The sequence below is a fragment of the Rhodopirellula bahusiensis genome (assembly GCF_002727185.1).
GTDB lineage: Bacteria > Planctomycetota > Planctomycetia > Pirellulales > Pirellulaceae > Rhodopirellula > Rhodopirellula bahusiensis.
Genome location: NZ_NIZW01000047.1, coordinates 23882 through 33713 on the forward strand (window position 1 = coordinate 23882; position 9832 = coordinate 33713).

The 9832-nt window shown below is 57.6% G+C and carries 6 protein-coding genes; 3 read left to right on the plus strand and 3 right to left on the minus strand.

Translation table 11 applies throughout. The annotated features are described in order from the left end of the window. Positions 1–107 precede the first annotated feature (107 nt). The 3 genes from CEE69_RS30940 to mnmG form a co-directional block, all read right to left on the minus strand. Positions 108–1343 carry a carboxypeptidase-like regulatory domain-containing protein gene (locus CEE69_RS30940; protein ID WP_099264365.1) on the minus strand — a complete coding sequence of 412 codons (1236 nt, stop codon included), beginning with the start codon at positions 1341–1343 and terminating at the stop codon, positions 108–110. A 446-nt stretch (positions 1344–1789) separates the two neighbouring features. After that, positions 1790–2878 (minus strand): SAM-dependent methyltransferase, encoded by a 1089-nt coding sequence (locus CEE69_RS30945; RefSeq protein ID WP_099264366.1) that lies wholly within the window; start codon positions 2876–2878, stop codon positions 1790–1792. Further along, the gene (gene mnmG, locus CEE69_RS30950) at positions 2875–4872 is read right to left on the minus strand and encodes a tRNA uridine-5-carboxymethylaminomethyl(34) synthesis enzyme MnmG (protein ID WP_099264371.1); all 1998 of its coding nucleotides are present in this window, start codon (positions 4870–4872) and stop codon (positions 2875–2877) included. Before mnmG ends, CEE69_RS30945 begins: the two co-directional genes overlap by 4 nt. A gap of 72 nt (positions 4873–4944) precedes the next feature. On the opposite strand from mnmG, the gene CEE69_RS30955 reads away from it, so the two are divergent. The 3 genes from CEE69_RS30955 to CEE69_RS30965 are packed head-to-tail and all read left to right on the plus strand — an operon-like array spanning position 4945 to position 9389. Next, entirely contained in the window at positions 4945–7263 is a 2319-nt protein-coding gene (locus CEE69_RS30955; protein WP_233215821.1) for a hypothetical protein, read from the plus strand. 57 nt (positions 7264–7320) lie between these two features. Next, positions 7321–8355, plus strand: coding sequence for a glycosyltransferase family 9 protein (locus CEE69_RS30960; protein WP_233215822.1), 1035 nt, complete (start codon positions 7321–7323; stop codon positions 8353–8355). A 26-nt stretch (positions 8356–8381) separates the two neighbouring features. Next, complete coding sequence (locus CEE69_RS30965; RefSeq protein WP_099264368.1) at positions 8382–9389, plus strand: glycosyltransferase family 10 domain-containing protein; 1008 nt, start codon at positions 8382–8384, stop codon at positions 9387–9389. Positions 9390–9832: the final 443 nt, after the last annotated feature.

Sequence of the window (9832 nt, forward strand, 5' to 3'; positions counted from 1 at the left end):
GGTATTATGCCAGAAAGGGAAGCCGACGACGATCGGCGCACGAAAAAAGGCCGCGGGTTGAGACGGTCCCGCGACCTTTTAAGTGAGTCCGAATCGAATGTGATCGATCAGGGAACGATTGGGCTGGCAGGTTGTGGTGGGAAGACGTTGTTGTCGTCGTCATCCAGCGAAGCTGCAACGATGCCTAAGCCAGCGAGCGAAGCGATTCCGCCCAGTCCGCCGCCGAAGCCACCGCCTCCGCCGCCACCAAAGCCGCCTCCGTAGCTACCGCCACCACCGGCGAATCCGCCGCCACCGACAGGGTTTCCGAATGCGTCCACTGGATTGCCGAAGGCATCCACTGCACCACCGAAGCCATCTTCCACGATCATGCCATCATCGATGATGGTTTCTTCAACAACGATCGATTCACCGATCACAACTTCGTTGCAGGCTTCGATTGCCATTGGCAATGGAGCAACTTGCATTGAAAACTGAGGGCAACAGCAGCAGCAATCGCTGGCCTGTCCGAATCCGACGAAGGTTTCGCCATTGGCGTTGACCAAAGCGGTTTCGGCGTTGGCGGTTGCTTCGTCAACCAATTCGAAACCAGCCATGCCCATTCCGGACAAACCAATTGCCAAGATCGAGTATTCGCCGGCATCAACACCAGCGAATTCAAATGATCCGTCACGGTTGCTGACAACACGGTCAACTGTTTCGCCGTCGTGGATCAGGAAAATGTTCAAGAGTCCAGCATCGGTGAGGCTGCGGCCTTCAGCACCAGCCATGTGGATACGGCCTTTCATGCCACCGTTGGATTGTGCGACGCGGAAGAGGTTCTCACCAACAACTTGGCTCGAGATTCCCTTCAAGTCAGCCTTGGCGATCGACGTCAGGCTGTCTTTGCCAGCTGGTGGCAAGTAGCGAATGATCGACGACTTGATGATCGAGTAGTCGATTCCAGCAGCAGCGATTTCAGCAGTCTTCGGGAACATTTCCGATGAAGCCATGTCGTCGCTGACAACGTGCATTGCACAGCATGCGAAGATACCGTCGGCACGAGCGGACAGTGCGTAAACGCCAGGAGCCACGCCTGTGAAAGTGAAGTCACCTTCAGCATTGCTCTTCGAACGCAACGTTTTGCCCGACGCGTCGGTCATCACGATGGTTGCGTCCGCGATCGTTTCCGATGATCCGTCCGTTGAAGGAAGGATCAGGCGGCCCGAGAGCTCGCCAGAAACTGCTGGGTTCACCCACTGGGGAACGGTCAGGTGGTCATTCAATTTGACGTTCGAGTCTTGAGCGACGGCGATGGTCATCGTCATCGCGAGCATGCCAGCGAAGGCAGCAAAGCGTTTCATGGTGTGTCTCTGGTTAGGGTGTCTCAATTGCCTAAAATTCAGTCTTCATTCTGAGCTTTGATGGATTCTCTGCCCAGACTGCACAACAGTTTTGTTGGAGTCTCCCCAAAAGTCACGGCAAAATCACCGAGAAAATTGAAATCGTGGGAGATTGGGTAAGTTGTGCGAGCAAAGTGTAGGCAGGATGAGGGGCAGGGACAAGATTTGTTGTGTGAAAGATGCATGAATTGACCAAGCTCAACCCTTACAGCGTTTCTACGCAAGCTTCGGCAGAGAAAGATGTTCTCGCCAATTGCGAGACACTTCCCCCCTCATCGTTCCTGCTTTGTGGAAAGTCTGTTCGAAACGCGATTTGTGTGATCGCATGTTCACTTTGGCGGCGTCTCGTTCGCAAATCGCGTCGACAACCGCTTTTCTGAGCCAAAAGTAGCCGGCTCAGCCTCCGATCAGGCTCGCATTGTCACGGCTGCGCAGACTTCGCAGCGATTGCGAGCCAGTTGGCGTACTTCCAAACGCTCGATTCCCCAGGTGCGGATGAAGTTGCACCAGCGTTCCAAGTGAGTCGCGTTTTCATATTCGCCAAGTTTCATTGTGATCAGCAAGCCACGGAAACTCGTTTCGCGACTGTCCACCATGTTGCGGACGGTGCTGAGCGTCGCATCTGGTTTCACGGTTGAGTCGACCAGCAACCATTTGGCTCCGCGAAAAACTCGGCGGGGAAGGTCGCCGGCTCGAGCGGGGTAGTGAATGAATCGTGGGTGATCTCCGATTCGAGGGTCCATATCGGCCGGGTCGACGCCGATGACTTGCATGCCCAGTTCCAGCAATCGGCCGCAGGCTCCCCCGGGAGCACTTCCGACTTCGACCGCCAAGTCACCCGGTCGCATGTCGAATCCACTCCAAGCGATCGATTCCGCCGCTTTGAAGTAGGCGCGGGAAATTGGTTCGTACGCGGGTTCGATGGGTTGGACTCCGCCGGGCCAGCGTGTCGGAAGGGTCGTCGCTTCGTGAGTTCCGAAGAACCACTGCGATGGATCGACCAAAACGACATCGAGGATCCGCTGGCCGTTTTCGGCGATTTGATTGGGGCGAGCACAAGCCAAGCCAGGGCCGCCGGTCGTGGAACCGTCATGCAGGGCGGACCAGATCTCATCGGCGACCGCTGCGGAGACTTCATCGATGCCAGGTTCGAAATCAAATCGTCCGATCGCGGTGCGGTCGCGCGGCCAAACGTGGATTTGATCAAACGGCACCGTTTCAGACGCGATGCATTGTTGCAGCTTTTGAATCATCTCCGCCGAGTGATTGCCCTTGGCCGATCCCAGTGATCGAGCCGCGGTCCGAATGAAAACCCCAGTCGGTGATCGCTTCGTTTGATCGTGCTTGGCGGTGACGAAGCCTGGCCGCGAAAAAGCGAGACGCCATCCTTCGCTGGCGATTTGTTCTTTGACCAAGGTTTCTGCGCCGTGGGCGCAGCACATCATTGCAAAGGAGCTTTGTGCGTTGGGGTTTTGCGTGTTTCGATCGGCGGTCAATGGGAATCCGAAGCAGAGGAGGTGGGTTGGGTGGTTTCGTCAGACGAAGTGGAATCGCCCGACGCGGCTGAGTTCGCTTGCGAGAGCGAGTTGTTTTCGAGGTGAGCGAGCACGAGCGCCAAGTCCGCTGGTGTGATCCCGCTGATCCGTTTGGCTTGTCCCAAATTCAACGGCCGAACCTTGGTGAGCTTTTCTTTCGCTTCGTTGCGAAGTGGTCCGATTCGGTCGTAATCAAACGAAACGGGAATCGTCTTCTCCGCATGTCGCGATTGCTTGTGGACTTCGGCTTGTTGGCGATCGATGTAGCCGGCGTACTTGATGTCGATCGAGCATTGTTCCGCCGCACCTCTACCGATGCTCGCGAGCTCAGGGACCTGCTCGGCGATCACGTCCCAGGTCACCTCGGGACGACGCAGGTAGACATCACCGCGAACGGTTGGGCCCGATTCGGGTTGAACCTTGGCTTGTTTCAACAGCTCGGTTCCTCGTTCGATCTCAGCCAGCTTCTGATGGAACCGTTCGCGTCGAGCGGCATCGATCAGACCCAATTCATCGGCCTGAGCGGTCAGTCGGCGGTCGGCATTGTCTTGTCGCAGAAGCAACCGGTATTCAGCGCGGCTGGTGAACATTCGGTAGGGCTCGTCGGTGCCGCTCGTCACCAAATCGTCGACCAACACGCCGATGTAAGCGTCCTGTCGGGAAGGCACCCAAGGCGTTTTCGATGCGGCAGTGCGAGCGGCATTCAGGCCCGCGATCAAGCCTTGGCCGGCGGCTTCTTCGTACCCAGTTGTGCCGTTGATTTGGCCGGCAAAGAACAGCCCCGCAACGGCTTTGGATTCCAGGTGCGGCCACAACTGAGTCGGCGGGCAGTAGTCGTATTCGACGGCGTACCCGTATCGCATGATCGCGGCGTTTTCCAAGCCGGGAATGCATCGGAACATCGCGTCTTGAACATCACGCGGCAGGCTGGTCGAGATCCCGTTGACGTAGACCTCGCAAGTTTGCCGGCCTTCGGGTTCGAGGAACAATTGGTGGCTGGACTTGTCGGCAAAGCGAACGACTTTGTCTTCGATCGACGGGCAATAACGCGGGCCTCGGGAATCGATTTGGCCGCTGTACATCGGGGCTCGATCCAGGTTCGCTCGAATCAGATCATGCACACGTTCGTTGGTGTGCGCGATGTGGCACGCCATCTGGGGCAGGCTGATTGCATCGTTGAGATAGCTGAACGGCTGCGGGTCATCGTCGCCGGGTTGCTCCTCCAGTCCCGAGTAATCGATCGTGCGAGCGTTGAGCCTTGGCGGCGTCCCGGTTTTGAAGCGATCCAGCGTGAAACCCATTCGGTGCAGCGCGCCGCTCAGTCCCGCCGTGGTTCCTTCTCCCGCGCGTCCTCCGGCGGATTGCGATTTGCCAGTGTGCATGATCGCTTGCAAGAACGTGCCGGTCGTCAGGATCACCGTCGGCGCGTGATAGACCGCGTCCCCGCGAACTCGCACCCCGATGACTCGCTGATTGGCCAAGCGGTCTTGTCCGTCGGCGATCGGTTCTGTGATCAAGTCCTCGACGGTTTCTTGCCGCAGGTCAAGGTTGGGTTGGGTCTCGATCCGATACTTGATGAAGTTCTGGTAGGCCTTTTTGTCCGCTTGAGCACGGGGGCTGTGCATCGCCGGGCCTTTGCGGCGGTTGAGCATCCGAAATTGGATTCCCGTGGCGTCGATCGCTTCGCCCATCAAGCCGCCCAGGGCGTCGACTTCGCGGACGATTTGACCTTTGGCGACTCCACCGATGGCTGGGTTGCAGGACATTTGCCCGACCGTGTCCAGATTCGTCGTCAGGAGAGCCGTTTTGGCGCCCAGGCGAGCTGCAGCGGCGGCGGCTTCGGTTCCCGCATGACCGGCTCCGATAACGACGACATCGTAGTCGTAACGATTTTGAGGATTGTTAGCGGTCAATGGTTGAAGTCCACAGTCGGGAAACGCCGATGTTCGAAACACGGATTGTCGATGCGCGGTGACGCTCGAATTGACGTCGAATGAATTCACGCCAAACCAGATTTTGACCAAACCATGCGATTTGACCAGCACCAAAGTCGTTTGAACCGTCGCTCCACCGCGTTTCGGCGTGCCTGGGTTGCGGCAGTGGTGGCGGCAGGATTGGCCGGCGGCACGGTCGCGGATTCGCGGCCCACCTCGGCTCAGGAAGTGGCCGACGTGATCATGAATTCGGACTCGTTCCAGATTCCGTTCAACATTGCGACAGCAGGAACAGCGCCCGTCGAAGTGCAATTGTACGTGGCGGTTCCCGCAAACCAACCCAATCCAGCCGATCCGTCGGAAACATCCCGCGGGAACATGCAGGAATCGCAATCAGGGCCGTTTCCTCAAGAGAATCCGTACACCCAGGTCGGGGCCCGGACTCAGGTCGCCTCCGCGCCGGGACAGTGGAAGTTGCTGGATCGCCAACCACCGGACGCTCGCCAGTTTCACATTCGCGAATCTGGTGAGGGCACGTTTTGGTTTGCCACCCGAACGCTGGATGCCAATGGGCGGCCATTCCCGCCGGGACCAATCGTTCCGGAATTGAAAGTGGTGGTCGACACGCAAGGTCCGCAAATCGATCTGGAAGCCGATTCAGACGCTGATGGCCGAGTCGTGGCGAAGTTCACGATTCGTGATGCAACCGAAACACGTCAGCTGACCGTCCACTACGTCACCGACACGACTCGTCGATGGCAGGTCGCGACGGTCGAACGAGAAGGCAACACCGGCAGGTTGCAGCTGCATCCAAAAGACGATTGGAAACAATTGTCGCTGCGTCTTCGTGCTCTCGATCAGGCTGGCAACGAAACCATCGTCAGCGAACTGGTTCAGAAACCACGCGTCGCATCCAAGCCCACCACTCGATTCGCATCGGGACCCAACGGCTACGGCCCCTCGTTCGGGCAAGGCATCTTCCAGGGGTTCGGCGATCTGCCCGGTGAGGCTTCGTCCGCAACCAGTGGACCCGCCGCGTTGGACGGCCCCGAAATGTTGCCGTTGCCTTCGGGAATGATGTCCGAACCGGCGGGTCCTGTTGCAGGAAATCGAGCTGGAGAACAGCCGGGCAATTCCGCAATCGGAGCGACACGAAGCATCGAAAACATCGATACGCCCGAAGCAGAATCCTTGCCGGCACCCTCGCGTCCACAAACACCCGCGGAAGCCATGCGTCCGCTCAACACACCGGCACCGCAATCGCGTGGGCCTTCGCCACAGTCCGTGACACCGCAACTGCCCAGTCCTCAGACGCCAGCCGTCCAGGCTCCGACCACGCAGTCACCAGCGGCTCAAGTTCCCAGCCAACAAACGCCAGCAGTTCGAGCTCCTACTCAAGAGTCGCTCGGTGGTTCTTCGTCGGCGGAACCTGAAACGCCGTTTCATGTGGGGCCATCGCAACCGGAGTCGATTCCCGCGCCGGCTGGTCTGAACACAAACGCGCCGTCTCAGTTGAACGCTCCGGAACCAACTCCTCCGGTCGACAAAATTCAAAGTTCGAAGGAACCGGTGCAGTCACCTTGGTCGCCGATCACCGGTGACCGCAAAAGTCGCGATCCGTTGTCGAGCGGCAGTGCTTCCGGCAATCAGGCAAACGGACGTTCGGCGGAGGCTCCATCCGAAATGCGGTACCAGTCGCAACGTGCCAGTTCCGCGACGATGGAACGCACAACATTGGATCCGCGTGAAACACTGGATCTCAAACGGTTGGCGGAACGTTCTGTGATTCGGCACAGCGACAGCAACCGATTCAGCTTGGATTTTGAAATCGAAGCGATTGGCGGCCGCGGTGTCGAAGCGATCGAGCTCTATGGGACCACCGATGGTGGGCTGAACTGGAAACGCTGGGGCACGGACCCTGACAAAGCCAGCCCGTTTGACATCGAAACGAACGGCGAAGGCATCTTCGGATTCCAAATCGTGGTCGTGGCCGCGAATGGTTTGACCAGCCCCAGTCCGCTCAGTGGCGATGCACCGGACATCGTGGTGGTGGTCGACCAGACCGAACCCGAGGTCAGCATCACGGGGGCTCGCTACGGGGAAGCCGACCGAGCCGGTTCGTTGGTGATCGCCTATCGATGCCAAGACCAATATTTGATGTCGCGTCCGATCACGCTTTCCTTTAGTGATACACCTGAAGGACCGTGGACCACGATCGCCGCCGGGTTGCGAAACCTGGGTGATTATGTGTGGCCCGCGGACCCACAATTGCCTCGTCAGATCTATTTGCGAATCGATGCCACGGACCAGGCTGGCAATGTCGGCAGTTACGTGCTCGATCAGCCGGTGGACACTCGTGGGTTGGCCCCGCGGGCTCGCATTCGTGCGTTTCGATCCATTTCGAGTCGATAGTGCCTTTTCGCGTCCGTCGCGTTGACCACGAATCCTGCTTTTCAACGGATCCTGATTATGTCTCTTGAGCCATCTTCTCCAATGCGGATTCTGCTCAGCCAACCTGGTGATCTCTCCGATTGCATTTTGACGTTGCCGGTCGCCTGCTCGCTCAAAGAGTATTTTCCCGACTCGCATGTCAGCATCGCAGTGGGCGTCGAGAAAACGGACTTCTTGGAACAACACGCAGCCATCGACGAAGTCCTGGAGCTGCCGGTCCGGTGGAACCGATCGCCACGCGGCATTCGAAGCGTCAAGCAAACGTTGAATTCACAAGCCTTTGATGTCGCCATCGATTGCGATGATTCATTCGTTTCCGCTTTGGTTTGCCAGTTGTCGGGTGCCACGCGTCGAATCGGTTGGGACACGATGCCACGTTTTGCACCGAGACGCAGCTTGCTCAACGAGCTGGTGACTCCGGTGTTTCATCACGTGGTGGATCGTCGGTTGGAATTGCTGACTCCGCTCGAGATTGATCGTCCGCAAGCCAAATTCGATTGGCCGGTGGATTCAGCTGATCACCAATCGGCAATGCGATATCGTCATCGCTGGGCCGGACAAGATTTGGCGATGATGGATTCTGGAAGAGTCTTGACTTCGGTGGGATGGATGTTCGATCGCTATGCCGCGACGGCTCGCTACTTGGCCGATCGTTTTCAAATGCACTCCATCGTGACTTGGCGAACGTTCGAGGAACGATTGAAGGCCGAGCAGATCGTTGCTTGCGCCGGGGACGCCGCTTCGCTCGCACCGGACATGACGCTATCATTGGCCGCTGCACTGAGTCCATTGGCCCGAGTGGTGATCGCGGAAGACACACCGATGCTGCATGCGTCCGTCGCTGCAGGTGCCAATGTGGTTGGTTTATATGGTCCAATGGAAGGGACCGAATCTCCTTCCGCTCGCGGACCGTACCAACAACACGCATTGGCAATGGAAAACAAAGCCCGCGGCGGATTGCCCCATCGGGAAGCCATTAACCGGGTCGGCGTCGAACATGTCTGCCAATGGATTGATCAACTTCAGGCCCCTGCGTTCGCCGAGGCAGCCTAACTCCAACCGCTCCAATCTCCACTGTTATGACCGACCGCGTTGGCATCGTTCCCTTTGGCAATGCGGCTGAGATTTATCATCGGATGCTACCGGCGTTCCCAGGGACGCTTGGCGAATCGAGCGACGCGAATCTTCGGCAGGTGCACTTCAGTCATGACTTGGAGAATGTGGACTGGTTGGTGGTCGCTCACCTGACCACGGAAGTTCTCTCGACGACCATTCCCAGGTCACGACGCATCTTGGTCACCGGCGAGCCTTCTCCCGCGGTCGACATTGGCGCCGGCAATGCCAACCAATTTGGCGTTTTGATCTCGCCCTACAACATCCCCGGCTTCACCGGGACTTGGGTTCCCAGTCATGGTGGCTTGCCATGGTTCTTCGGCAGGCAAACCGAATCGCTGCGTCGGTTGGAAGACCTCGAAACGCTGCCCGTGCCAGAGAAGACGCCCACCGTCTCGGCGGTCATCTCCACCAAGGTGTTGCACGAAGGCCACCGGCAACGTTTGCGGTTCGTCTATCGGTTGCAAGAAGCGATCGGTGACCGCTTGCACCTGTATGGTCGCGGCATTCGTGAGGTGAACGACAAGGCTGACGCGATCCTTCCGCATGCGTATCACTTGTCGCTCGAGAATGTTTGCGAGCCCAACTATTGGAGCGAGAAAATCAGCGATGCGTTCTTGGGATACTCCCTGCCGTTGTACGCGGGTTGCACCAACATTGAAAACTGGTTTGATCCTGACAGTTACGTGATACTCGATCTCGATGACATCGATGGCTCGGTCAAGCAAGTCCAACAGATCCTTGATAGCGATCTCTATTCGCAGCGTTTGAATGCGATTCGTCGGAGTCGGCAAACAGTCCTGCATCAGGAAACGCTGTTTCATTTGATCGCCCGAACGATTGTTGCCAATCCAAGCGACGAACCAAGAATGTCCGCGGCAGAAACGATTCGCACCAAACCGGAACGAACGGTTTGGCAAAAGGTTCGCAAAGAGTTCAAACGCACCTACCACCGGCTCACGTTTCGACCGTGACAAAGGGTTCTCCGTCGCCGGATTCTTCAGAATTCGGTTGTGATCGGTGAGTTCAGCCACAGAGATCACCGAGGACACAGAGCTGATTTTTCTGTCCCTCATGCACCACGGTTCAGCTCCATCCTGTTCTCAGTGAACTCTGTGCTCTCTGTGGCTGACAACCAATTGGCTCCGGAGGAGTCCACGTGAGTAGCTCGGGGTGGGAGACCGTTGGTGGCGATCACAGTATCGCCCCGGACGGGGCCGTCGTGGATGAGCATGAGTGAAGTAGCCGGACCATCCCAATGTCGGTCAATGGGTTTAGCCACAGAGATCACCGAGGACACAGAGTTGAATTTTCTGTCCCCCATGCACCACGGTTCAGCTCCATCCTGTTCTCAGTGAACTCTGTGCTCTCTGTGGCTGACAACCAATTGGCTCCGGAGGAGTCCACGTGAGTAGCT